21 protein-coding genes are annotated in these 23,810 nt (G+C 68.6%); 6 read left to right on the forward strand and 15 right to left on the reverse strand.

Going from position 1 to position 23,810, the window contains the following annotated elements; all coding sequences use genetic code 11:
• Positions 1-18 precede the first annotated feature (18 nt).
• The 4 genes from E3N86_RS11925 to E3N86_RS11940 all read right to left on the reverse strand — a co-directional run bounded on the left by E3N86_RS11925 (position 19) and on the right by E3N86_RS11940 (position 4,420).
• Positions 19-1,059, reverse strand: a complete 1,041-nt coding sequence (locus E3N86_RS11925; protein WP_104171382.1) for a hypothetical protein — start codon at positions 1,057-1,059, stop codon at positions 19-21.
• Positions 1,056-2,354 (reverse strand): sensor histidine kinase, encoded by a 1,299-nt coding sequence (locus tag E3N86_RS11930; protein ID WP_134512020.1) that lies wholly within the window; start codon positions 2,352-2,354, stop codon positions 1,056-1,058. Before E3N86_RS11930 ends, E3N86_RS11925 begins: the two co-directional genes overlap by 4 nt.
• Entirely contained in the window at positions 2,341-3,027 is a 687-nt protein-coding gene (locus tag E3N86_RS11935; protein WP_104100375.1) for a response regulator transcription factor, read from the reverse strand. Before E3N86_RS11935 ends, E3N86_RS11930 begins: the two co-directional genes overlap by 14 nt.
• Positions 3,028-3,106: 79 nt before the next feature.
• Complete coding sequence (locus E3N86_RS11940) at positions 3,107-4,420, reverse strand: class I SAM-dependent RNA methyltransferase (RefSeq protein ID WP_134372277.1); 1,314 nt, start codon at positions 4,418-4,420, stop codon at positions 3,107-3,109.
• Between the two features lie 45 nt (positions 4,421-4,465).
• Here E3N86_RS11940 and E3N86_RS11945 point away from each other — a divergent pair, with 45 nt between their 5' ends.
• The gene (locus tag E3N86_RS11945; protein ID WP_104100334.1) at positions 4,466-5,119 is read left to right on the forward strand and encodes a nucleoside triphosphate pyrophosphatase; all 654 of its coding nucleotides are present in this window, start codon (positions 4,466-4,468) and stop codon (positions 5,117-5,119) included.
• Between the two features lie 109 nt (positions 5,120-5,228).
• Complete coding sequence (locus E3N86_RS11950) at positions 5,229-7,034, forward strand: biotin carboxylase N-terminal domain-containing protein (RefSeq protein ID WP_134512021.1); 1,806 nt, start codon at positions 5,229-5,231, stop codon at positions 7,032-7,034.
• A gap of 87 nt (positions 7,035-7,121) precedes the next feature.
• On the opposite strand, the gene E3N86_RS11955 is transcribed toward E3N86_RS11950, so the two are convergent.
• Positions 7,122-8,558, reverse strand: coding sequence for an NAD(P)H-quinone dehydrogenase (locus tag E3N86_RS11955; RefSeq protein WP_134512022.1), 1,437 nt, complete (start codon positions 8,556-8,558; stop codon positions 7,122-7,124).
• 191 nt (positions 8,559-8,749) lie between these two features.
• Here E3N86_RS11955 and E3N86_RS11960 point away from each other — a divergent pair, with 191 nt between their 5' ends.
• Both E3N86_RS11960 and E3N86_RS11965 read left to right on the forward strand, forming a co-directional pair.
• A complete protein-coding gene (locus tag E3N86_RS11960) occupies positions 8,750-9,583 on the forward strand; it encodes a purine-nucleoside phosphorylase (protein ID WP_104100337.1) in 834 nt (277 codons plus the stop codon).
• Positions 9,584-9,711: 128 nt separating this feature from the next.
• Positions 9,712-11,505 (forward strand): phospho-sugar mutase, encoded by a 1,794-nt coding sequence (locus E3N86_RS11965; RefSeq protein WP_134401289.1) that lies wholly within the window; start codon positions 9,712-9,714, stop codon positions 11,503-11,505.
• 113 nt (positions 11,506-11,618) lie between these two features.
• On the opposite strand, the gene E3N86_RS11970 is transcribed toward E3N86_RS11965, so the two are convergent.
• The 10 genes from E3N86_RS11970 to E3N86_RS12015 all read right to left on the reverse strand — a co-directional run bounded on the left by E3N86_RS11970 (position 11,619) and on the right by E3N86_RS12015 (position 22,044).
• Complete coding sequence (locus E3N86_RS11970; protein ID WP_104100338.1) at positions 11,619-11,891, reverse strand: PTS sugar transporter subunit IIB; 273 nt, start codon at positions 11,889-11,891, stop codon at positions 11,619-11,621.
• On the reverse strand, positions 11,888-12,352 hold the full coding sequence (locus tag E3N86_RS11975; RefSeq protein ID WP_104100339.1) for a PTS sugar transporter subunit IIA: 465 nt from the start codon (positions 12,350-12,352) through the stop codon (positions 11,888-11,890). The genes E3N86_RS11970 and E3N86_RS11975 overlap by 4 nt, the downstream gene beginning before the upstream one ends.
• Positions 12,353-12,393: 41 nt before the next feature.
• A complete protein-coding gene (locus tag E3N86_RS11980) occupies positions 12,394-13,515 on the reverse strand; it encodes an adenosine deaminase (RefSeq protein WP_104100340.1) in 1,122 nt (373 codons plus the stop codon).
• A gap of 95 nt (positions 13,516-13,610) precedes the next feature.
• The gene (locus E3N86_RS11985) at positions 13,611-14,924 is read right to left on the reverse strand and encodes a thymidine phosphorylase (RefSeq protein ID WP_134512023.1); all 1,314 of its coding nucleotides are present in this window, start codon (positions 14,922-14,924) and stop codon (positions 13,611-13,613) included.
• A gap of 2 nt (positions 14,925-14,926) precedes the next feature.
• Positions 14,927-15,364 (reverse strand): cytidine deaminase, encoded by a 438-nt coding sequence (locus tag E3N86_RS11990; RefSeq protein ID WP_255409024.1) that lies wholly within the window; start codon positions 15,362-15,364, stop codon positions 14,927-14,929.
• Positions 15,361-16,656: an ABC transporter permease gene (locus tag E3N86_RS11995; protein WP_370295456.1), complete on the reverse strand. Its 1,296-nt coding sequence runs from the start codon at positions 16,654-16,656 to the stop codon at positions 15,361-15,363. The genes E3N86_RS11990 and E3N86_RS11995 overlap by 4 nt, the downstream gene beginning before the upstream one ends.
• A complete protein-coding gene (locus E3N86_RS12000) occupies positions 16,653-17,921 on the reverse strand; it encodes an ABC transporter permease (RefSeq protein WP_174722148.1) in 1,269 nt (422 codons plus the stop codon). The genes E3N86_RS11995 and E3N86_RS12000 overlap by 4 nt, the downstream gene beginning before the upstream one ends.
• On the reverse strand, positions 17,918-19,438 hold the full coding sequence (locus E3N86_RS12005; RefSeq protein WP_104100342.1) for an ABC transporter ATP-binding protein: 1,521 nt from the start codon (positions 19,436-19,438) through the stop codon (positions 17,918-17,920). The genes E3N86_RS12000 and E3N86_RS12005 overlap by 4 nt, the downstream gene beginning before the upstream one ends.
• 177 nt (positions 19,439-19,615) lie before the next feature.
• Positions 19,616-20,710, reverse strand: a complete 1,095-nt coding sequence (locus tag E3N86_RS12010; RefSeq protein WP_134372330.1) for a BMP family protein — start codon at positions 20,708-20,710, stop codon at positions 19,616-19,618.
• A 212-nt stretch (positions 20,711-20,922) separates the two neighbouring features.
• Positions 20,923-22,044, reverse strand: a complete 1,122-nt coding sequence (locus E3N86_RS12015; protein ID WP_134342668.1) for a mannose-1-phosphate guanylyltransferase — start codon at positions 22,042-22,044, stop codon at positions 20,923-20,925.
• A 79-nt stretch (positions 22,045-22,123) separates the two neighbouring features.
• On the opposite strand from E3N86_RS12015, the gene E3N86_RS12020 reads away from it, so the two are divergent.
• Positions 22,124-23,278: a glycosyltransferase family 1 protein gene (locus E3N86_RS12020; protein WP_134372287.1), complete on the forward strand. Its 1,155-nt coding sequence runs from the start codon at positions 22,124-22,126 to the stop codon at positions 23,276-23,278.
• Between the two features lie 113 nt (positions 23,279-23,391).
• Complete coding sequence (sdhC, locus tag E3N86_RS12025) at positions 23,392-23,805, forward strand: succinate dehydrogenase, cytochrome b556 subunit (RefSeq protein WP_104100346.1); 414 nt, start codon at positions 23,392-23,394, stop codon at positions 23,803-23,805.
• Positions 23,806-23,810: the final 5 nt, after the last annotated feature.

The raw sequence follows: 23,810 nt of genomic DNA on the forward strand, positions 1-23,810 counted from the left end.
GTTCCGCGTGCTGACCAGCTAGCCCGGGCCGGAGGACGTCAGGACCGGGTTGCGCGGGATCTCCAGCCACAGGTGCACCTCAGGCTCCGGTGACTCCTGGCCGAGGGCGCTCAGCTTCGCGTCTGCGCTGCTGAGACCCACCACGGTGACCGCGGTCGCGGACCCGTCGCCGGCGGTCCGGGCGATGATCGTGTCCGCCAGGGTGGAGTCGATCGCGGTCGCCAGAGTGTTGAGCACCGATTCCAGCTCCGCGCCGCGGATGTCGTCGATACTGCCCTCGTCGAGCAGGGTGACGATGGCGCCGCGGCGACGCGCGGCCATGATCGCGTCACGCACGGCGTCATTGAGCAGCTTCCGTCCGCGGATCTCGTCCCGCACAGCCGCCTCCAGGTAGCGGGACTCCTGACGCTGCTCGTCGTTCAGCACCCCGCCCTGGTCGATGATCCGGCGCAGCATCGGGGCCGCAAGCCGGATGGTCTGGGCGAGCCGCACCTGGCGCTCGTAGAGGTGCGCGTCCTGGGCGGCCTGCCACTCGGTGGCCTCCTGCTCGGCCAGGGCGTACTGCCGGGCGTCGCGGCCTGCCTTGGCCAGCGCCCGCGCCAGGATGACCGCGACCGCGACCCAGACCACACTGCCGATGACGCCCATGGAGCCCAGGGCCGCCGGGCCAGCCCAGAAAATCGTGTGCACGACCAGCGTCGCGGCGCCGACCCAGGCCAGGCCTGGGCGCCGGCGGGTGGCGGTAATAGTCATCAGGGTGCCCACGGCCGCGACATTCCAGGTGGCGTAGCCGTTGTCGACGGAGCCGTCGAGCTGGCTCCCCACGAGCAGCGGGAGCATCGCACAAACAGCGACGTTGAAGAACGCCAGCCACACCGGCATCCGCATCGGGCTCGTCGGCCAGAGGCTGAGCACGGTCGCCACACCGTAGACGAGCAGCGCCAGGATCGCCGGCACCGGGCTGCGCGGTTGGCCCAGCGAGTAGAAGCCGAGCACGATGTGGTAGGCGGAGAACATTGCGGCCAGGGAGAGCACGAGTCCGCGCGGAACGGTGATCACTCGGAACCTCCTTCCTGGGCCGGCGGCCATTCGATGGTGATCGTCGTTCCGCGGCCCACCCCGGCGCGCACGCGCACGGATCCGCCGGCGCTGGCCACCCGGTCCTGGATCGAGATGCGCAGTCCGAGCCGTTCCGCCGGCACAAGCTCCGGGTCGAAGCCCACGCCGGTGTCGGCGATCGTGATGGTGCAGCCCCCCCGGGCGTTCCCGCTCATCGTGAGGGCGCGGTCGGGCTCGAAGCTCGGCGTGCCGGCGTGCTGGGCGCTGTTCACCATGGCTTGCATGCTCGCGGCGAGGATCGCCTCGCTCGCGTGGACCGGGAGGCGCAACCCGTCGATCTCGCACTCGTCGACGGTGAACGGCACCGGCAGCCGGTCGGCGGCGGCCCGGATCTGTGCACTGAGCTCGCTGAAGGCAACCGTGCTGTCGTCACCGGCAGGCACGATGGCGGCGTCGTTGAGCCGGGTGAGGGCATCAGAGGCCATGCCGGAGGCCAGCTCGGCCGCCTTCGGGCTGCCGGCCGCGGCCGCGGCGAGGAACGTGGCCAGCACGCTGTCGTGCACGATCGAGTCGACCTGCACGCGCTCGACCTCCGTCGCGTGCTGCCGCACGGCGTTCCCATACTGGTGCAGCGCGTTGGTCTGCGCGTTGTCGACCGCGAGGGCCGTCTGCCGCAGCATGAAGATGATGATCAGGATGACCTGGCCGAGGATTATCGCGTAGACCGTGTCCAGAGACGACAGAAGAACATCGGCATCGCCGCCGGACGGTGTCGACCGCACCACGCCGTAGACGATCGGCACGACCACCGTGTAGATGACGGCCCAGAACACCGGGAAGGCCAGAGCGGCGCAGGCCGTTGCGATGGTGCACATGTACCAGAGCCACGGTTTGCCGTCGAGCACGGCCGCGGGGTCACGCATCAGCATGGGCCAGGCCAGGAGCGCCGCCAGATAGAGCATCGCCACGGTTCCGGCGGATGCCCGCACCCCGACCTTGGTCACGGCGGCCACCACGACCGCCGCCAGCGACAGACCGAGCAGCAGCGGCGCGAGCAAACCCATCACCGGCACCCGCACCGGGGCCTGCGCGAGCATGATCGGCATCGCCTGGAGGGCGAAGACCACGCCGACGCCGGCGACGGAACGCGAGGCCACGACTTCGATCCGGGTGCGGCTGATCGGGTTGCGCGGCTGTTTGGGCCCCACGATCGGGTCGGAATCGAGCAGCTCGGCGTCCGTGTGCGCCGCGGTGGAGCCCAGAGGGCCGGAGCCCGCGGGCTTACCCGCGGGCATCTCCGCCATCCGGGTCGAGGCCCGGCAGGATTCCGTCTTCGACGGCGCGCCGGAGCAGGTCCACCTTGGTGGGTGCCGGACGGCCGACCTCCACGTATTTCACCCGGATCCGGTCGAGGTACTCACGGGCGGTCGAGTGCGCGATGCCAAGCTGCATCGCCACCATTTTGAGGGGGAGCCCCGACGCGTAGAGGTGCAGCACGTCACGTTCGCGCCGGCCGAGCTGGGCCTTGGCGAAGTCGCGGTCGGCGTCGATGGCCGTGGCCCACTCGAGGTTGTTGAGAACGTCGCCGCGGGCCACGGATGCGACGGCCGCCATGACCGTGGTGGTGGGGGACGATTTGGGGATGACGCCGGCCGCGCCCGCGGCAAGCGCCTCGCGCACCAGGGCGACCCGATCGGCGATGCTGTGCACGAGGACCGACGCGCCCGTGCTCTGGGCACGGTGCACATTGTCGGTGACGCGGGATCCATCGCCCAGCGACAGATCCAACACGATGACGTCTACGGCGCGGCCGTCGATGCCGTTCACGAGCTCCTGCACGGTGGGCGCGGTGAAGACGACCTCGTAGCCGACGTTCTCACAGGCCGCCTTGATGCCCAGGCGCACCGACTCGTGATCGTCGGCGATGCCCACCCGCACGGGATGGCCGAGTTCGAGGGCGCCGGGAATTCCCGGGGCCGAGGGGAGAGGTGTTGCTGGCTGGTTCACGGTTCCTACATCCTCACGTTGTCGTACAGGTCAACGATAGCTACCGGGACAGGAGCGCGACGGCTTCGACATGGTGGGTATTGGGGAAAAGGTCGAAGGCACGCAGCCGGCGCAGGATGTACCCGTGACCGGCGAGGAGGGCGATGTCGCGGGCCAGGGCGACGGGGTCACAGGCCACGTAGACGATCTGGGCCGGTTCCACGGCGCCGAGCAGGTCGATGACCTCCTTGCCGGCGCCGGAGCGTGGCGGGTCGAGGATCACCGTGGCGGCCGACTGGCGAGCCTTCTCGGCGGAGCTCGAATCGCGCACGAGCGCGTTCAGGAACCGGTCGACGCGGGAGGTCTGCACGCTGGCCCCCACCCATTCGGCGAGGTTCTCAGCCGCGAAGTCCGTGGCCTGCGGGTCGCTCTCGACGCTGGTCATGCGCACCGTGCTGCCGAACCGGTCGCCCACGGCGGCGGCGAGCAGGCCGACCCCGCCGTAGAGGTCCAGGTTCGCGGCCCGGGGGTCGAAGGCGTCCGCGTCGATGATGTCCTGCACCGCGCGGTAGAGGGTCTCGGCGGCGCTGGTGTGCACCTGCCAGAACCCAGCGGCGTCGAGGCGGAACTCGCGCTCGCCCACAACCTCGCGGATCAGCGTTTTCGGGGTGTGCCGGCGTCGGCCCTTGTCGTCCTGCTCCGCCACCAGGATCTGCACGGTGCCCAGGCTCGGGGCGACGATGTCGACGGATGCGGCGCCGGGAAACATTTTGTCCAGCGGCGCGGCCGCCTCGAGCAGGCGGTCGGCCAGCGGCAGGTCGCCGACCGGGATCACCCGGTGCGAGCGGGCGGCATAAGGGCCGACAGAGCCGTCCTCGTCCACGTGCAGGCGCACGCGCGTGCGCCAGCCGGTGCCGTCGGCGGCGTCGCCGGGCGAGGCGTTGGGGCCGACCGGGACCGGCTCGACCATGACCTCGGACTCGATACCGGCCATCCGTTTCAAGGCGTCAGCCAAAACCTGGCGCTTCAGCTCGCGCTGGAAACCGAGCTCGATGTGGCCGAACTCGGCGCCGCCGGCGCGGTCGACGGGGTCGCGGTCGAGGGCGGCGGCGGCCCAAATGTGCGGCTGACGCTCCGGTGCCGGGGTGAGCACTTCGACGGTCTCCGCCCGCCAGAAGCTTTTGTGGCTGGCCGAGGTCAGCCGGGCGCGCACGCGCTCCCCCGGCAGTGTGTCACTCACGAAGACCACGCGGCCCTCGTGCCGGGCGATGAAGATGCCGCCGTGGGCTACGTTGGTGACGTCGAGTTCGAGTTCCGTGCCCACTTCTGCGGAGTGCCCGTTCGAATCTGCCTGAATGTCATTGCTGGAGCCCATCCTCCGATGATCCCACACCACGTGCACCCCCACCGAAGGAAACCCATGCGCTTGTACCTGGCGTCCACGTCTCCGGCCCGGCTGATGCTGCTGCGCACCGCGGGGATCGAACCTGTCACAGTTGCGCCCGACGTCGACGAGGACGTGGTCGCCGCCGACGCGGCCCGGTCGGGCGGCGGACCGCTGACTCCCCACCGGGTCGTGGAGCTGCTGGCGCGGGCCAAGGCGGAGGCCGTGTCCCGCGTGTTGACCGACAGCGGCGACATCACCGACGGCCTCGTGCTCGGCGGCGACTCGGTCTTCGTGATCGACGACGTCATCTACGGCAAGCCGCACACCGCCGAGAAGGCGCGGGAACGCTGGCACCTGCAGCGCGGCCGAACCGGGCAGCTGTATTCGGGCCATTGGCTGATCGACCACTCGGCCGGCGTGGCCGGGCGCGGTGTCGGCGCCGTCGCCGTCGCGGACGTCACCTTCGCCGACGACATCGAGGATGCGGAGCTGGACGCCTATATCGCCACCGGCGAGCCTCTGCTCGTGGCCGGGGCCTTCACCATTGACAGTCTAGGGGCGCCGTTCATCACCCACATCAGCGGGGATCCGTCCACCGTCGTCGGGCTCTCGCTGCCGACGCTGCGCCGGCTGGTGACCGGTCTCGGGCACGCGTGGCCGAGCCTGTGGAACCGCACCGACAACTGACAGATTGCTGGTTTTCGAGGTTGTTTGTAGGCATCCGCACCTTTCTCCGGCCTCTTTTTGTGGGAGAGAACCAAAAACCCGGTCGCTCTGCCCCATAAGCTAGGGCACTGTGCCCCCAATAACGAAGGTCCTCATCGCAAACCGGGGCGAAATCGCCGTCCGGGTGATCCGAGCCGCAAAAGACAGCGGCATTGCCTCGGTTGCCGTCTACGCTGACCAGGATCGCGACTCGATGCATTCGCATCTGGCCGACGAGGCCTACGGTCTCGACGGAACCACGAGCGCCGACACCTACCTCGTCATCGAAAAGCTGCTCTCCGTGGCCCGACGGTCCGGCGCCGATGCCGTGCACCCCGGCTACGGGTTCCTCGCCGAGAACGCCGACTTCGCCCGCGCCGTGATCGGGGCCGGCCTGATTTGGATCGGCCCCTCCCCCGACGCCATCGAGAAGCTCGGCGACAAGGTCTCCGCACGGCACGTCGCCGAGAAGGTGCATGCGCCGATGGCGCCCGGCACCCTCAACCCGGTGGCGGATGCCGCGGAGGTGCTCGATTTCGTCGACCTCCACGGCCTGCCGGTCGCGATCAAGGCGGCCTTCGGCGGCGGCGGTCGCGGCCTCAAGGTCGCCCGCACCCGCGAGGAGGTGCCCGAGCTCTTCGACTCCGCCACCCGCGAGGCCATTGCCGCGTTCGGTCGGGGCGAATGCTTCGTTGAAAAGTACCTGGACAAGCCGCGCCACGTCGAGACCCAGTGCCTCGCCGACGCATCCGGTACGGTCGTTGTCGTCTCCACCCGCGATTGTTCCCTGCAGCGCCGCCACCAGAAGCTGGTCGAGGAGGCCCCCGCGCCGTTCCTGACCGACGCGCAGCGTAACGAGATGTATCGCGCGTCCAAGGCGATCCTCGCCGAGGTCGGCTACGTGGGCGCCGGCACCTGCGAGTTCCTGATCGGCCAGGACGGCACCGTCTCGTTCCTGGAGGTCAACACCCGGCTGCAGGTCGAGCATCCCGTGTCCGAGGAAGTGACCGGAATCGATTTGGTGCGCGAGCAGTTCCGCCTGGCCGAGGGCGGTCGCCTCGACTACCCCGACCCGGAGCCGATCGGACACTCCTTCGAGTTCCGCATCAACGGCGAGGATGCCGGCCGCGGCTTCATGCCGGCCCCCGGCCCCGTGCACGTCTTCAAGCCCTCCGGGGGCCCCGGGGTGCGCGTGGACAGCGGCGTCACCGCCGGCGACGTCATCTCGGGTTCGTTCGACTCCCTTCTCGCAAAGCTCATCGTCACCGGCGCCACCCGCGAGGAAGCGCTCGAGCGTTCCCGCCGGGCCCTGGACGAGTTCGAGGTCGCGGGTCTCCCCACCGTGCTGCCGTTCCACCGCCGGATCGTGCGCGACCCCGCGTTCGCCCCTGCCGACGGTGAGCCGTTCACGATCTTCACCCGGTGGATCGAAACCGAGTTCGTCAACGACATCGAGCCGTGGAACGGCTCGCCGGAAGTGCTGACCGGCCCCGCTAAGCGCCACAACGTCGTCGTCGAGGTGGAGGGGCGACGGATCGAGGTCAGTCTGCCGGTCCGCCTGCTGCCCGGCGCCGCCTCCGAGAACACGGCCGGCCCGGCACCCCGTCGGCGCGGCGGCTCCCCCTCCGTCAGCTCGGCCACCGGCGACGCCGTACACGCCCCGATGCAGGCGACCATCGTGAAGCTGGCCGTGGCCGAGGGCGACCTCGTCGTCAAGGGTGATCTGCTGCTGGTGCTGGAGGCCATGAAGATGGAGCAACCACTGACCGCCCACAAGGACGGCATCGTCGGCAACGTGGGGGCGATCATCGGCGCGACCGTGGCCTCTGGCTTCCTGCTGATGGCCGTCATGGACGCCGTGGAAGCCGTGGACGCCGTGGAAGCCGTGGACGCCTGACCCGCGTCACCGGCTGACACGTCAACGCCCTCGTTCCAAGAACGAGGGCGTTGTCTTTTCTTTCGTTTGTGGTGTCTCTCGAAGGCGTCAGAGCACGATGTGCATGGCGCGGGCGGCATCCGTGATCGAATGCGTCAGCGACGGGTAGACCGGGAACGCTCGTGCGACCTCGTCGACGGTGAGCCGGTGCTCCACGGCCAGGGCGAGCGGGAAGATCAGTTCGCTGGCCTTAGGGGCCACGATCACGCCGCCGATGACGGTGCCGGTGGTGGTGGTGGCGAACAGCTTCACGAAGCCGTCCTTGATGCCCATCATCTTGGCCCGAGGGTTCGAAGCGAGCGGGAGCTTGTAGATGCTGCCGCGAGTGAGGCCGTCCTCGATCTGCTTCTGGGTCCAGCCGACCGTGGCGATCTCCGGCTGCGTGAAGATGTTGGCCGCGACGTTGCGAATCTCGATCGGGTTGACCGCGTCGCCCATGGCGTGGAACACGGCCGTGCGGCCCATCATCGAGGCGACGGATGCCAGCGGCAGCTCGGTCGTGCAGTCCCCGGCCGCGTAGATGTTCGGCATCGACGTGCGCGCGACCCGGTTCACCCGGATGTGACCGGAGTCGGTGAGCTGCACGTCGGCTTCCTTGAGGCCGAGGCCCTTCGTGTTCGGCACGGACCCGACCGCGATCAGGCAGTGGCTACCCTCGACGGTTCGGCCGTCGGCCAGCGTGGCCAGCACTCCACCCACCGTGCGCACGACGGACTCGGCGCGGGACTTGCTGAGCACGACCATGCCGTTGCGCTTGAATACGTTCTCGACCACGTTCGCGGCGTCGGCGTCCTCACCGGGCAGCACGCGGTCGCGGCTGGAAATCAGGGTGACCTTGGCACCGAGGGCGCGGTAGGCGGAGGCGAATTCGGCCCCGGTCACCCCGGAGCCCACGACGATGAGGTGTTCGGGTACGGCCCGCAGGTTGTAGAGCTGCGTCCAGGTGAGGATGCGCTCGCCGTCGGGGAGCGCGGTGGGCAGGATGCGCGGGGTTGCCCCGACGGAGACGACGATCGTGTCGGCCTCGATCCGGTCGAAGTCCGTGCCGGAGCCGTCTTCGGCCGTGGACACGATCACGCCGCTGGTACCGTCTAGCCGGCCGTGGCCGTGCACCAGGTTGACCCCGGCGCGCATCAGGGTGGACTTCATGTCTTCGGACTGCTGGCGGGCCAGTGCCAGGAGCCGCTTGTTGACCGCGGCGAGGTTGATGGCCACCTCGGGGCGGGCCGGCTTGCCTTTTTCGCCGCGCACGAACAGCTGTACGCCGAGCTCGGTCGCGTCGTGGATCGAGTTGGTGGCCTCGGCCGTCGCGATGAGGGACTTGGACGGGACGACGTCCGTGATCACGGCCGAACCGCCGACGCCGACACGCTCGATCAGGGTGACCTCGGCGCCCTGCTGAGCGCCGGCCAGGGCGGCCTCGTACCCGCCGGGGCCTCCGCCGAGGATAGCGATGCGCTGCTTGCGTTCGAAGTCGTAGGCCATGCTCATATTCTCCTGCCCCGGCGCGCCCGCCGCCAAACCCCGGGGCTCCGCTCCCCCGTCGACGAACCAATTCGACGGAGATTCTGCCCAAAATTGACGTTCAGGCCCCTTTTTCGCCGTGAAATCCCAAAATCTCCGTCGAATTGAACAAGGGAACGGTCCCGAAATCGGCGGGCAATTAGAGTAGGGGGATGCTGAAGACCGACAATAACTTGCTCGACGCGCCAGAAACCGATCCGTTTGATGTTGCACGGACCGCCGCTTCTGAAATCGCCGAAGCCACGGGCGTAGCCCGCCACGACATCGCCCTGACCCTGGGCAGCGGATGGGGCAAGGCCGCCGATCTCATCGGCGAGACCACGCACACCCTCGACGCGCAGTACATCACCGGTTTCAGTGCACCCGCCCTGGCCGGCCACGCCGGCACTCTGCGCTCGGTGCTGCTGCCCAGCGGCAAGCGCGCCCTCCTCATCGGCGCCCGCACGCACTATTACGAAGGCCACGGCGTGCGCCGGGTCGTGCACAGCGTGCGCACCGCCGCCGCCACCGGCGCGACGACCATGATCCTCACCAACGGTGCCGGCGGCATCCGGGAGACCTGGAAAGCCGGCACCCCCGTGCTGATCAGCGACCATATCAACCTCACCGCCGACTCGCCCCTCGAGGGCGCGACGTTCGTCGACCTGACCGACCTCTACTCGCGCCGCCTGCGCGACCTGGCCCGCACCATCGACCCATCGCTCGACGAGGGCGTGTACTGCCAGTTCCGCGGCCCGCACTACGAGACGCCGGCCGAGGTGCAGATGGCCAAGGTCATCGGCGGCCACATCGTCGGCATGTCGACCGCCCTCGAGGCGATCGCCGCCCGCCAGTCGGGCATGGAGATCCTCGGTCTGTCGCTGATCACCAACCTCGCGGCCGGAATCCAGCAGGACCCGCTCAGCCACTCGGAGGTGCTCGAGGCCGGAAAGCTCGCCGAGCCCGTCATCAGCGCGCTCCTCGCCCGGATCGTGGCCGCACTGTGAGCCTCGACAATACCGACCCGCAGATCACCGGCCGGCATTCCGCCGCCGCCGACGCTGCTCCCGCGTCCGCTGCCGGTGCCGATGCCGCCACCGGCACCGGCGCCACCGAAACAGTCCTGCCCGACACGATGGTCATCAACACCATCGGCGCCGACGACGACACAGGCACCGGCACCAGCACGGATGCCGTGAGCGGCAGCGAGACCGGCACCGACTCCGCTCCGGCCGCGGCTGCCACGCCGACCGTGATCGCCGTGGCCAATGCCTGGCTCAGCCAGGACCCCGATCCCGAGACCCAGGCCGAGCTGCGCCTCCTGCTGCGCGGGGCCGGCGACGGCGACGCCGTCGCACTCGCGGAGCTGCACGCCCGCTTCGACGAGCGCCTCGCCTTCGGCACGGCGGGTCTGCGCGGCGCCATCGCCGCAGGCTCCAACCGGATGAACCGCGTACTCGTCTGCCAGGCAGCCGCCGGCCTCGCCGCGTTCCTGACGAAGAACGCCGCCCCGGGCCGGGTCCCCTCGGTCGTCATCGGCTATGACGGGCGCAAGAACTCGCAGGTCTTCGCCACTGACTCGGCCGCGATCATGGCCGGTGCAGGGGTACGCGCCATCCTGCTCCCCCGTTTACTACCGACCCCCGTGCTCGCGTTTGCTGTGCGCCACCTCGACGTCGGCGCGGGCATCATGGTCACCGCCTCGCACAACCCGCCCAACGACAACGGCTACAAGGTCTACCTGGGCGGCGCCAACCAAGGCTCCCAGATCGTTTCGCCCGACGACGCCGCGATCGCGGCCGAGATCCTACGCGTCGCCGCGGAGGAACGGGTTCCCGACCTGCCCCGGGCACCCTACGAGACGGCGCCCGAGTCGATCGTGCAGGCCTACATCGACGCGACGGCAGGTCTTGCCCGCCGGCCCCTCGCGCAGGTCAACACGGTTTACACGGCCCTGCACGGCGTCGGCTGGGACACCACCCGCCGGGTGCTTCAAGCCGCCGGCTTCGACCTTCCCACGCTCGTCGACGCCCAGATCGCCCCGGATGCCGCCTTCCCCACGGTCTCCTTCCCCAACCCCGAAGAACCCGGCGCGATGGACCTCGCCTACGAGACGGCCCGTGAGACCGGCGCCGAGCTGATCATCGCCAACGACCCCGACGCCGACCGCCTTGCGATCGCCATCCCGCAAGAGGGGTCCCCCGACGGGTACCGGCGCCTCAGCGGCAACGAGGTCGGGGCGATCCTCGGCTGGCGAGCCGCGGAACTGGCCGCGAGCGTCACCGGTGACGGCGGCGCCACCGGCACCCTCGCGTGCTCCATCGTCTCCACCCCGGCGCTGGAGGCCGTGGCGAAGGCTTACGGGCTGCGGTTCACCGACACCCTCACCGGCTTCAAGTGGGTGTCGCGCGCGCCCGACCTGATCTTCGGCTTCGAGGAGGCCCTCGGCTACCTCGTGAACCCCGAGACCGTGCGCGACAAAGACGGCATCTCCGCCGCCGTGGCGCTGCTCTCCCTGGTCAGCAATCTGAAGGCGGAGGGCGTCACCCTCGCCCAGCACCTCGACCGTTTCAGCGAACGCTTCGGCCACTTCGCCTCCGGCCAGATCTCGGTGCGCGTCACCGACCTGACCGAGATCGAGCAGGTCATGGCGCGGCTGCGCGAGACACCCCCGGTCTTCGTCGGCAGCATCGCCGTCGACCACATCGACGACCTCTCCGGGGGCTTCAACGGCCTGCCGCCCAGCGACGTGCTGCGCATCCGGCTGGCCGACGGCTCCCGCGTCATGGTGCGCCCGAGCGGCACCGAGCCCAAGCTCAAGGTCTACCTCGACACCAGCAGTTCCGTCGGCACGGTCGCCGAACGCCGGGCCGCCGCCGAGGCAACCCTCGCGGAGCTCGACCGGGGCATGCGCGACCTGATCGCGTAGCCCCGCGAAGCGCGGTGCAGCATCCGTTCGCACGGCGCACGGGTGTTGCGCCGTTGCGCGGGCGGCGTGCCTCGCGCGCAACGGCGCAGCTGCAGCGCACCGCCGCGAGGGCGTCAGCCCAGGGCGGTCTCCAGCTTGGCGGTGAGCTCGTCCACATCGAAGTAGTTGTCGATCACGACGATATCGGCATTGGTCTTGCCGATGGCGTCGACCAGCTCCGACGAGGTCAGGATGACCTGGGCATCCGCCCCGACCGTGCTCACCCCGGCGATGTCGGTGGCCGTGACGAAGGCTTCGATATCGAGGCGTTTGAGCGCGCGCTCGGCGTTGATTTTGAGGATGGCGGAGGTTCCCACTCCCACCCCGCAGAGTGCGACGATCTTCATGAGGGCTCCTCTGTTGCGGTCGGCACGCCGAGCAGGGCGCGGATGGCGTCGGCATCCGTGGCCGCGGCGAGCGAGGGGATGACGTGCGCGTCGTTGAAGACGTTGGCCAACTCGGCCACGAGCAGCACGTGCTCGTCGGAGCTGGTGACGGCGAGCCCGAGCACCACGCTGACCGGGTCGTTGTGCGGATGTCCGAACGCGACCGGGTCGGCCAGGGTCACGATGCTGAGACCCTCGGTGTGCACATCGGGTCCGGGTCGGGCGTGCGCGAGCGCCAGCCCGGGGGCGATGACCACGTAGGCACCGAATTCCTCGATGACGGCGATCATGCGCTTCGTGTATTCGGGGGCGGTGGCGCCGGAGCGCTCGAGGGCGTCACCGGCGGCGGCCACCGCGCCGCGCCAGTCGTCGACGTGGACGCCGATCGCGATGGCTTCGAGGGGCAGGGGCGGAAGGGGCATGGGAACTTTCACGGGGTAGGAGGTCGGCTTTCGCGAGTCGCTCAGGCGCTTTCGAAACCGGCGACGATGGCGTCCGCCAGCTCTTCGCGTTCGTCGAGCGGAAGGAACGCGGCCTGCGCCGCGTTGAGCTGGAAGACCTCGAGGTCGTCGATGTCGTAGCCGAACGCATCGCTGAGCAGCGCGAGTTCCTGGGTCAGGGTGGTGCTGCTCATCAGGCGGTTGTCGGTGTTGACCGTGACCCGGAAGCCCAGCTGGTAGAGCAGGTCGAAGGGGTGGTCGAGCAGGTCCGCGCCCCACGCGGCGATTGCGCCGGTCTGCAGGTTGGACGACGGGCTGAGCTCGAGGGCGATGTCGCGGTCGCGCACCCACTGCGCCACCGGGCCGAGCGTGACGTAGGTGTTCTCCGCGTCTTCGCGGCCGATCACGATTTCCTCGGCGAGACGTACGCCGTGGCCCAGGCGCAATGCCCGGCCGTCGTAAAGTGCCCCGCGGATGCTCTCCAACCCGTCAGCCTCGCCCGCATGCACGGTGACGGGCAGGAAGGCCTTCGCGAGGAAGTCGAACGCGTCCCGGTGGTGGTGGGCCGGGAACCCCAGTTCGGCCCCGGCGATGTCGAAGCCGACAACCCCGTTGGAACGATGCCGCACGGCGAGTTCCGCGATCTCCAGGCTGCGCTCGGCATGTCTCATGGCCGTGATCAGCTGGCCGATCCGAATGCGGGACCCGGCACCCGCGACCAGCGCGATGCCGGCCTCGATGCCCTCCTGCACCGCCTCGACGCTCTGGTCGAGGGTGAGGCCGCGGGCCAGGTGCTGCTCGGGGGCCCAGCGGATCTCCCCGTAGATCACGCCGTCGGCGGCGAGGTCCTCCACGAATTCGCGGGCCACGCGCACCAGGGCCTCGCGGGTCTGCATCACGCCGACGGTGACGTCGAAAGTCTTCAGGTAGTCGACCAGGGTGCCGGAGTCGGCCTGGGTGCTGAACCAGGAGCCGAGCGATCGGGCATCCGTCGCCGGCAGCGCCAGCCCGACCGCGCCGGCCAGCTCGATGATGGTCTGCGGGCGCAGGCCGCCGTCGAGGTGGTCGTGCAGGGAGATCTTCGGCAGTGCGTTGATGCTCGTGCCGGCACCGGGCAGCAGGTAGTCCTCAGGGCTCGTGTTCACCCCCCTAATCTACCGGCTGGGTGCTGAGAGTCACACTGCCGGCTGAGCCGGCCCGCACATCCGTTCAGATGCACGGGCCGAGACCGGCGGGCGGTTCAGCGGCCGATGCGCTCGGCGATCAGCGGGCCGCCGTCCTGCACGGGCTCGCCGGGGTCGCCGATGCGATATGCGCCGTCCACGGCCTCCAGGGCCCGCGCGAAGCGCTCGGGTTCGTCGGCACTGAGGGTGAACAGGGGCTGGCCGGCGCGCACGATATCGCCCGGCTTGGCGTGCAGGTCGATGCCGGCGGCGTGCTGCACCGGATCCTGCTTGCGGGCGCGGCCGGCGCCGAGGCGCCAGGCGCCGATGCCGAACGGCAGCGCCTGCTGCTCGACGAGCACACCGTCGCGCAGGGCGGTGACGACGTGGGTCTCGCGGGCCACGGGCAGCGGGGCGTCGGGATCGCCGCCCTGGGCACGGATCACGTCGCGCCACTTGTCCATGGCGCGTCCGTCCGTGAGAGCGGATTCCACGTCGACGTCGGTAATGCCCACCAGAGCGAGCATCTCCCGGGCCAGGGCCACGGTGAGCTCGACGACATCCGCCGGCCCGCCGCCGGCGAGAACCTCGACCGATTCACGCACCTCGTTGGCGTTTCCGATCGCGAGCCCGAGCGGCACGTTCATATTGGTGAGCAGAGCGGATGTCGCCACGCCGGCGTCCTCGCCGAGGGCGACCATGGTGCGGGCGAGCTCCCGGGACCGTTCGATGTCTTTCAGGAACGCGCCCGACCCGAACTTCACGTCCAGGACGAGGGCGCCGGTGCCCTCCGCGATCTTCTTCGACATGATCGACGACGCGATCAGCGGGATCGCCTCGACGGTGCCGGTGATGTCGCGCAGCGCGTAGAGCTTGCCGTCGGCCGGGGCCAGACCGCCGCCGGCGGCGCAGATCACGCCGCCGAATTCCTGCAGCTGCGCGAACATCTCCTCGTTGGTGAGGTGCGCACGCCAGCCGGGGATGGATTCGAGCTTGTCGAGGGTGCCGCCGGTGTGGCCGAGGCCGCGGCCGGACAGCTGCGGCACGGCCGCACCGAAGACCGCCACGAGTGGCATCAGCGGCAGGGTGATCTTGTCGCCGACGCCGCCGGTGGAGTGCTTGTCGGTGGTCGGCTTGCCGAGTCCGGCGAAGCTCATCCGCTCGCCGCTGCTCAGCATCGCCATGGTGAGATCCTTGATCTCCCGGCGATTCATGCCGTTCAGGAAGATCGCCATGGTCATGGCGGCCATCTGCTCGTCGCCGACGTAACCGCGCGTGTACGCGTCGATCAGCCAGTCGATCTGCGGCGTGCTGAGCTCGCCCCGATCACGCTTGGCATGGATCAGGTCCACGGCGTCGAAGGCCTCGATACGGTTCTCGTTGGTGCTCACAGCTACTCTTCCTGATATTCGGCGAGCTGCCTCGGCCCGAAGGCGTCCGGCAGCACTTCATCGATGGTGCGCACACCCGACACCGTCTCCAGCAGCATGCCGGGCGCGGAATGTTCGTACAACAGCTGGCGGCAGCGACCGCAGGGCATCAGCGTTCGGCCGTTGCCGTCGACGCAGGTGAACGCGACGAGGTGGCCTCCCCCGGTCAGGTGCAGCACGGAGACGAGGGCGCATTCGGCGCAGAGGGTGAGCCCGTAGGAGGCGTTCTCCACGTTGCATCCGCTGATCACACGACCGTCGGTGACCTGCGCCGCGGCGCCGACCGGAAACTTCGAGTACGGCACATAGGCCTGGGCCATCGCCGTCGTCGCGGCCTCCCGCAGCGCCGCCCAGTCGATGTCGCCGGCCGCTGGCGAGGCGCCGTGGCTCACGCCGGTCACGATTTGATGTAGGGCTTGCCGGATGCCGCCGGTCCCCGCGACGTTCCGACGAACCCGGCAACGGCGGCGATGGTGATCAGGTACGGCAGCATGAGCATGAACTCGCTCGGCACCGGCGAACCGATGACACTGAGCACGTTCTGCAAGTTGCTCGCGAACCCGAACAGGAGGGCGGCCAGCGTGGCCCGGATCGGATCCCAACGGCCGAAGATCACGGCGGCCAGCGCGATGAAGCCGGCTCCGGCGGTCATCTCCTTGCCGAAAGCGCCCACCGAACCGAGGGTGAAGTAGGCGCCGCCGAGGCCGACGATCGCGCCGGCGAGCGACACGTTCCAGAACCGGGTGCGGCCGACGTTGATGCCGACGGTGTCTGCCGCCTGGGGGTGCTCGCCCACGCTGCGGAGGCGCAGGCCCCACCGGGTGTGGAAGATGCCGTAGTACACCAAGGCGACGGCCACATACATGATGTAGACGATCAGGGTCTGCCGGAACAAGACCGGTCCGATGATCGGGATCTCGCTGAGCAGCGGGATGTTGATCCGCTCGAATCGAGGCGGCTGGTTGAGCAGGGCCGCGTTGGGCGCCATCACCTGGGAGTAAAGGAAACCGGTGACGCCGATCACGAGAACGTTGAGCACGACACCGACGATGACCTGGTCGACGAAGTACTTGATCGAGAACGAGGCGAGCACCATCGAAACGAGAACGCCGGCGAACATGGCCGCGACGAGGCCGAGGATGGGCTGGTTGGTCAGGGACGCCACCATGGCCGAGGTGAACGCCCCGGCGAGCAGTTGCCCCTCAATGGCGATGTTGACCACGCCGACCCGTTCGGAGATGACACCGCCGAGAGCACCGAAGATCAGCGGTACAGCCAGGCTGAGCGAACCGAACAGCAGCCCGGGCATCGGGATGGACTCGCCGGCGGCGGCCCAGACCAGGAATCCGATCAGGAAGAGCACCGCGTAGACGGAGATAAGCCAGATCGGCACCTGACGCCGGGACTGCACCAGCCACACGCTCACGCCCGTGATCACAAGCAGCAGCACACTGATGACGATGCCGGTCAGCCGGGTGGGCAGCAGGAGATCGGGAAGCTGGATCAGGTCGCTCGAGGTGGAGAGCCGCATGGTGCTGACGCCCTCGCGGCCGAAGGCCACGAAGAGCGCGAAGGCGACGACGGTGAAAATCGCCAGGGCGATGGGCGACTTCCAACTCTTCACGATTTTGAAGTCGGGGCGATCGTCGGCGGTCGACGATACGGGCTGGACGGCCGGGGCAACGGTGCTCACTGTGCAGCCACCTCCTGGGAAACGTTGGGCAGTGCCCGGCGGGGCGCGGAGCCCGGGGCCGGCAGTCGGAAGATGGCCCGCACGAGAGGCGGAGCCGCGATGAAAAGCACGATCAGTGACTGCACGACGAGCACGATGTCGATCGGCACACCCTCGGCCGCCTGCATCGAGAAACCGCCGGCCTTGAACGCGCCGAACAGGATGCCCGCGGCGAACACACCCCAGGGCTTGGAACGGCCCAGCAGCGCGACCGTGATCGCATCGAAGCCGATACCGGAGTCCAGTCCGGCGCCGAAACCGCTGGTCGTGGTGCCGAGCACCTGGTTGATGCCGGCCAGGCCGATCAGTCCGCCCGAGAACAGCATCGCGTAGACGTAGATGCGCTTGACGCTGATGCCGGCGACGCGCGCCGCGTGGGGGTTCAGTCCCACGGCCCGGAACTGGAAGCCCAGGTTCGACCGGGACAGCAGCCACCAGGTGAAAACCGTGGCGGCGATGGCCAGGATGAAGCCGAAGTGCAGCGAGTACGTCGAGCCGAGAAGGTCGGGGAAGACCGCGGTGACCTTCGTCGCCGGGCTCTTCGGGTTGTTCGATCCGGGGGTCTTCAGGAAGCCCTCGCGCAGCAGATAGCTGACCAGGTAGAACGCGACGTAGTTGAGCATGATCGTGGTGATCACCTCATGGGCGCCGGTGCGGGCCTTGAGCAGACCCACGATCCCACCCCAGAGGGCGCCGCCGAGCACGCCGGCCACGAGGGCCGCGACCATGTGCAGGCCGTAGGGCAGGTCGACGGCGAAACCGACCCAGCCGCCGAGGGCGGCGGCGATCAGCATCTGGCCGCGGCCACCGATGTTGAACATGCCCACCCGGAAGCCCAGCGCCACGCCGAGCCCCGCCATGATCAGCGGGGTCGCGAAGGTGAGCGTCTCGGTGAGCGGCTTGATGCCGGCGGCGAAGCTCGGTCGACGGAAGTTGTAGACCGACCCCTGGAACAGGGCCGAGTAGGCGCCGGACACGGAATACCAGACTTCCCGCAGCAGGTCGCCGGGCCGGGAGAAGAAGTAGCCTGCGGCTTCCTGAACGCCCTCGTTGGTGAAGGCGATCATGATGCCGCCGACGAAAAGCGCGAGCACGACGGCGAGCACGGAGATGATCGCGTTGCCGGTGGTGATCTCGCGAAACGCCTGGTTCCAGCGGGACGGCTGTTCGGGGGCCGGGATTGACGGCGTTCCTGACTCGGTCGTGGGACCCTGTGTCGCGCTCACGCGGCAGCTCCTTCTCCGGCGGGCGTTTCGCCGGCCATCATCAAACCGAGTACGGCGCGCGGCGTGTCACCGGGAACGATGCCGACGATGCGACCGCGGTACATGACCATGATCCGGTCCGCGAGGGCTGCCACCTCGTCGAGCTCCGTCGAGATGACGATCACGGGCGTGCCGGCATCCCGGGTGGCCACGATGCGCTCGTGCACGAACTCCACCGAGCCGACGTCGAGCCCGCGGGTGGGCTGGGCTGCGACGAAGAGGCGCAGATCGCGGCCGAGCTCGCGGGCGAGCACGACCTTCTGCTGGTTGCCGCCGGAGAGCTTGCCGACCGGGGTCTCGATGCCTTGGGCGCGCACGTCGAACTCTGTGACTTTTTTTTCGGCGAACGCGGCGAGGAAGGCCCGCTGCACGTTCCACCGTTTGACGAAGGGGAGCTTGTTCGAGCGGTCGAGCATGAGGTTCTCGGCGATGGTGAACTCACCGACCAGTCCGTCTTCGTTGCGGTCTTCCGGCACGAATCCGACTCCGGCGTCGAGTACCTGGCGCACCGAATGCCCGCGCAGCGACTTGCCGTCGAGGGTGATCTCCCCGGAAACCCGCGATTGGAGCCCCATCATCGCCTCGGTGAGTTCGGTCTGGCCGTTTCCCTGCACCCCGGCGATGGCCAGGATCTCGCCCTTGTGCACCTCGAAGCTGACGTTGTTGACCAGGATCTGACCGTGCGGGCCCAGCACGGTGAGGTTCTTCACCGACAGAACCACCTCACCGGGCAGTGCCGGGGACTTGTCCACGGTGAGGTCGACCGCACGGCCGACCATCTGGGTGGCCAGCTCGACGTTGCTCGCGGTCGGGGACGCCTCACCGACGACCTTGCCCAGACGGATGACGGTGATCCGGTCGGCGACTTCGCGCACCTCGCGCAGCTTGTGGGTGATGAACACGATGGAGGTACCGCTCGCCTTGAGCTGGCGCATGATGACCATCAGCTCGTCGGTCTCCTGCGGCGTGAGCACGGCGGTGGGCTCGTCGAAGACGAGCACCTTCGCGTCGCGCGAGAGCGCCTTGATGATCTCGACCCGCTGCTGCACGCCGACGGGGAGGTCTTCGACGAGCGCATCCGGGTCGACGTCGAACCCGAACCGTCGGGAGATCTCGCGCACGTGCTTGCGGGCCGCGGGCAGGTCGAGGCGACCGCCCGCCTTGGTCTCCTCATGCCCGAGCATGACGTTCTCGGCGACGGTGAACACCGGGATGAGCATGAAGTGCTGGTGCACCATGCCGATGCCGGCGGCCATGGCGTCGCCGGGGCCGCTGAAGTGCTGCACCACGTCGTCGAGGAGGATATCGCCCTCCTCGGCCCGGTACAGGCCGTAGAGCACGTTCATCAGGGTGGATTTCCCCGCGCCGTTTTCGCCGAGCAGTGCGTGGATTTCTCCGGCCTCGACGGTGAGGTCAATGTGGTCATTCGCGACCAGGGCACCGAATCGCTTCGTAATGCCTCGAAGTTCGAGCTTCATGTCGTCGATTCTATTCAGTGACGAGCGAAAGTTGACGCTCTTGCTCATATGTTGGCGGGGTGGCGCCGTTCGCTTGGGTGTGCAGGCATCCCGGCCGACGACATCCGCCCACAGACGCAGTCGGGGAGGCCCGCAAGATGCGTGCCTCCCCGACTGCGTCTGAGTGCTGCTTCGGTGCTACTTCGGGGTCGCGGGCGACTCAACCTTGAGAACACCACTGATGATGTCGGCCTTGATGGCCTCGATCTCGGTCATGACCGCGGGGTCGACCTTGGACTCCCAGTCGTGGAGCGGGGCGATGTCGACGCCCTCGTTCTCGAGCGTGCCGACGTAGGGGGTGGACGAGAAGTTACCCTCAGCGTCGTCGAGGATGATCTGCTCGGTGGCATCCGTCATCTGCTTGAGCACCGAGGTGAGGTAAAGCGAAGCGAACTCGGGCGTGGTCTCGAACAGGTCGCTGTCGACACCGATGATGGCGACGTCCTTGCCGGAGTCCTGAATGGCCTGCGCGGTGCCCTGGAAGAGCGGTCCGGCAACCGGGAGGATGATGTCAGCGCCGGCGTCGATCAGGGTGGTGCTGAGCGCCTTGCCCTGGTTGATGTCGTCGAAGCCACCGGCGAACAGGCCGGTCTGGGTGGTCTTGTCCCAGCCGCTGACGGTGACGTCGGTGCCCTTCTTCTCGTTGTGGTACGCGACGCCGTCGACAAAGCCGTCCATGAAGATGGTGACCGACGGGAACTGAAGTCCGCCATAGGTGCCGACGACTCCGGTCTTGGTGGTGCCCGCGGCCAGGTAGCCGGCCAGGAACGCGGCCTGCGCCGTGTCGTACAGCACCGGCTTCACGTTGTCGAGCGTCAGCGGGCTGAAGTCGTCATTGGAGAGCGCGGAGTCGATCAGCGCGAAGTTGGTGTCGGGCGCGGCCTGGGCGGCATCGCGGGTGGCGTTGGAGAGGGCGAAACCGACGGTGAGGACGAAGTCGCAACCCTGGTCGACCATGCTCGAGACGTTCGGACCGTACTGGTCTTCCGACTTGGACTCGGCCTGCTGGAATTCGATGCCGAGCTCGTCGGAGGCCTTGGTGATGCCCTCGAAGCTGGACTGGTTGAAGGACTTGTCGTCGAAGCCGCCGAAGTCGGAGACGATGCAGGGCAGGTAGTCGGATTCGGCACCGCCACCAGCGGTTCCCTCATCGGTCGGCGCCGGCGCACAGGCTGCGAGAAGGGCCACGACGCCCAACGTGGCAAGGCCGCTGAATGCGACCCGTCGTTTCATGATTGTCAAAATGACCTCCAATGGTCGCCCGGCGCGGGTTCGCAAGGGGCTGTATTGGTTTACACGCTATCGAATGATTCTCTGCTCAGAGGAGCAAAACGGGCCCGTGGGCGAAAGGTTATCAAGACGCGATACTGGTCCGCGGCAGGCCCGCCGGACGCCCCGGCCGAATCGGGCCCGAAAATGCCCCCGATCGGGGGGTTTGATGCCGATTAGAGCACGTCGTTGCTGCCGGACAGCTTTAGCGCGTCGACGACGGCCTTGACCTTCTGCGCGTTGGCGCTGGTGGTGATGAGGAGGGCGTCCGGGGTGTCGACCACGACGATGTCCTCGACGCCGATCAGGGCGATCATGCGCCCGGTGTGGCTGACCACGATCCCGCTCGAGGAGTCCGCAAGCACCCGGGCACCGTCGCCGAGGATGGCGAGATCGCGCTTGCGGCCGTTGGCGTGGATTTTCGCGATCGATGCGAAGTCACCCACGTCGTCCCAGTCGAACTGGCCGGGGATCACGGCGAGCCTGCCGCGGGCGGCCGCCGGTTCGGCGACCGAGTAGTCGATCGCGATCTTCTTCAGGCGGGGCCAGACGCGGTCGACCACGGCGCCGCGGCGCGGGGTATCCCAGGCCTCGGCCAGTTCGAGCAGCCCGGCGAGAAGTTCGGGCTCGGACGCCCCGATCTCTTCCAGCAGGCGGTCGGCGCGGGCGATGTACATGCCGGCGTTCCAGAAATAGGTGCCGTTGGCCAGGTAGTCCTGGGCGGTGGCAAGGTCGGGCTTCTCCACGAAGGAGTCCACCGACAGGGCGCTGGCGGCGCCGGCAATGTGCAGCGCGCCGGCGGTCTTGATATAGCCGAAGCCGACGGCCGGCTCCGTGGGCTGGATGCCGATGGTGGCGATGTAGCCGGCGTCGGCGGCGCGCACGGCCTCGGCGACCGCCTGGCGGAACAGGTGGTGTCCCTTGATCACGTGGTCGGCGGCGAAGGAGCCGATGATGACGTCCGGTTCGCGTTTCTCCAGAATCGCCGCGGCCAGGCCGATGGCGGCGGTGGACTCGCGCGGCTCGCTTTCGAGCACCACGTTCAGGTCGGCGAGCTCGGGGAGCTGCTCCTCGACGGCGGCGCGGTGCGCGCGGCCGGTGACCACCATGATGCGCTGCTCGCCCGACAGAGGTGCGAGGCGATCCCAAGTGGCCCTGAGCAGGGTCTGGCCGGAGCCGGTCAGGTCGTGCAGGAATTTGGGGGCGTCGGCGCGGGACAGCGGCCACAGCCGGGATCCGATCCCACCGGCGGGAATCACGCTGTAGAAACGATCGAGTGGTTCCGTGGAAGGCAGCATTCGGCCAGACTACCGCCCGGTCCACGCCGTTCACGGTGCGTTCACCTGCGCGCCGGAGGGCGTGCCTAGGGTCACCCTCATGAGGGTTGCACTCATCACCGAAAGTTTTCTGCCCACGGTCAGCGGAGTCACCACGAGCGTGTGCAAGGTGCTCGAGCATCTTTCCCGCACGGGCCACGACGCGATGGTCATCGCCCCGGCCGGCGCCCCGGCCGAGTACGCCGGGTTCCCCGTGCACGGTGTTCCCGCGGCACGCTACCGGCAGTTCCCGGTGGGAATGCCCAGCCCGCAGGTGCACCGCCTGCTGGCCGATTTCGCCCCGGACGTGCTGCACGCTGCGTCGCCGTTCCTGCTCGGCGCACAGGGCATCGCGGCCGCGAACCGGCAGGACGTTCCCAGCGTCGCCGTTTTCCAGACGGATGTCGCCGGCTACGCCCGCCGCAACCGGCTCGGCCCGGCCGCGCAGTCCGTCTGGCGTTTCGTCAAGTGGGTGCACGAGGGAGCCGACCTCACCCTGGCTCCCTCCTCCGCGTCGATGGCGGACCTGCGCCGCATCGGCCTGCGGCGGCTGGCGCACTGGACCCGCGGCGTCGACCTGGTCGGCTACCACCCCAACCGGAGATCCGACCCGGAGGCGTCGGCGCTGCGGAGCCGGCTGGCCCCGAACGGGGAGGTCGTCGTGGGCTACGTCGGCCGCCTGGCACCGGAGAAGCAGGTGGAGAGGTTCCGGGCCCTGCGCGGGCTGCCCGGCATCCGTCTCGCCCTCGTCGGCGACGGCCCGTCGCGGCCGGCGCTCGAGCGGGAGCTCGCCGGGATGCCGGTGACCTGGCTCGGCCGCCTGGACGGGGCGGATCTCGCCCGGGCTTACGCGAGCTTCGACCTGTTCCTGCACGCGGGCACCGAGGAGACCTTCGGCCAGACCCTGCAGGAGGCGCACGCCGCCGGGCTGCCGGTCGTCGCACCGCGGGCCGGCGGCCCGATCGACCTGGTCAGCCACGGTGAAAACGGTTTCCTCTTCATTCCGGACGACGAGAGAGACCTGCGCCGCTGCGTCGCCCGGCTGGTCCTGGACCCTGCGCTGCGGCGGCGGATGGGCGAGGCGGGACGACGGAGCGTGCTCGGTCGATCCTGGGAAAACGTGTGCGGCGCGCTGCTGGCGCATTACGAGCAGGTCGTCGACGAACGAGCCGCCGTTCGCGCCATGGTTGCGGTTCCGCTGTCAATGCAGCGCTAGCCGGACATTCGCGTTTTATCTCGGCACAGAGACACTTATAATTGTTCCATGCGCGCACGGCGCATTGTCGGCCAGCTTCGTCGAGGCCGCCACACAGCCAGGGAGGGTTGGTCATGCCAGAGCAGGCAGCGACACTGACATCCCAGCAGAAGACGACATCACGTCGCCCCGCCGGAACCCTGTATCGGGGCCGTGAGGGCATGTGGTCGTGGGTCCTCCACCGCATTACGGGTGTTGCGATCTTCTTCTTCTTGCTGGTTCACATCTTGGACACCGCGCTGGTGCGCGTCAGCCCGGAGGCCTACAACGCGGTCATCAGCAGCTATCAGACGCCGATCATGGGCCTCGGCGAAACCGCGCTCGTCGGGGCCATCGTGTTCCACGCCTTCAACGGGATTCGGATCATCCTGATCGACTTCTGGAACGCCAAGTACCAGAAGGCCATGTTCTACGTCGTGGTCGCCCTGTGGGTGGTAACGATGCTCGCCTTCGTGCCGCGCCACCTGATCAACGTGTTCAGCCACTAGAACGG

The sequence above is a fragment of the Cryobacterium sp. Hz7 genome, from assembly GCF_004402815.1.
Classification (GTDB): Bacteria; Actinomycetota; Actinomycetes; order Actinomycetales; family Microbacteriaceae; genus Cryobacterium; species Cryobacterium sandaracinum.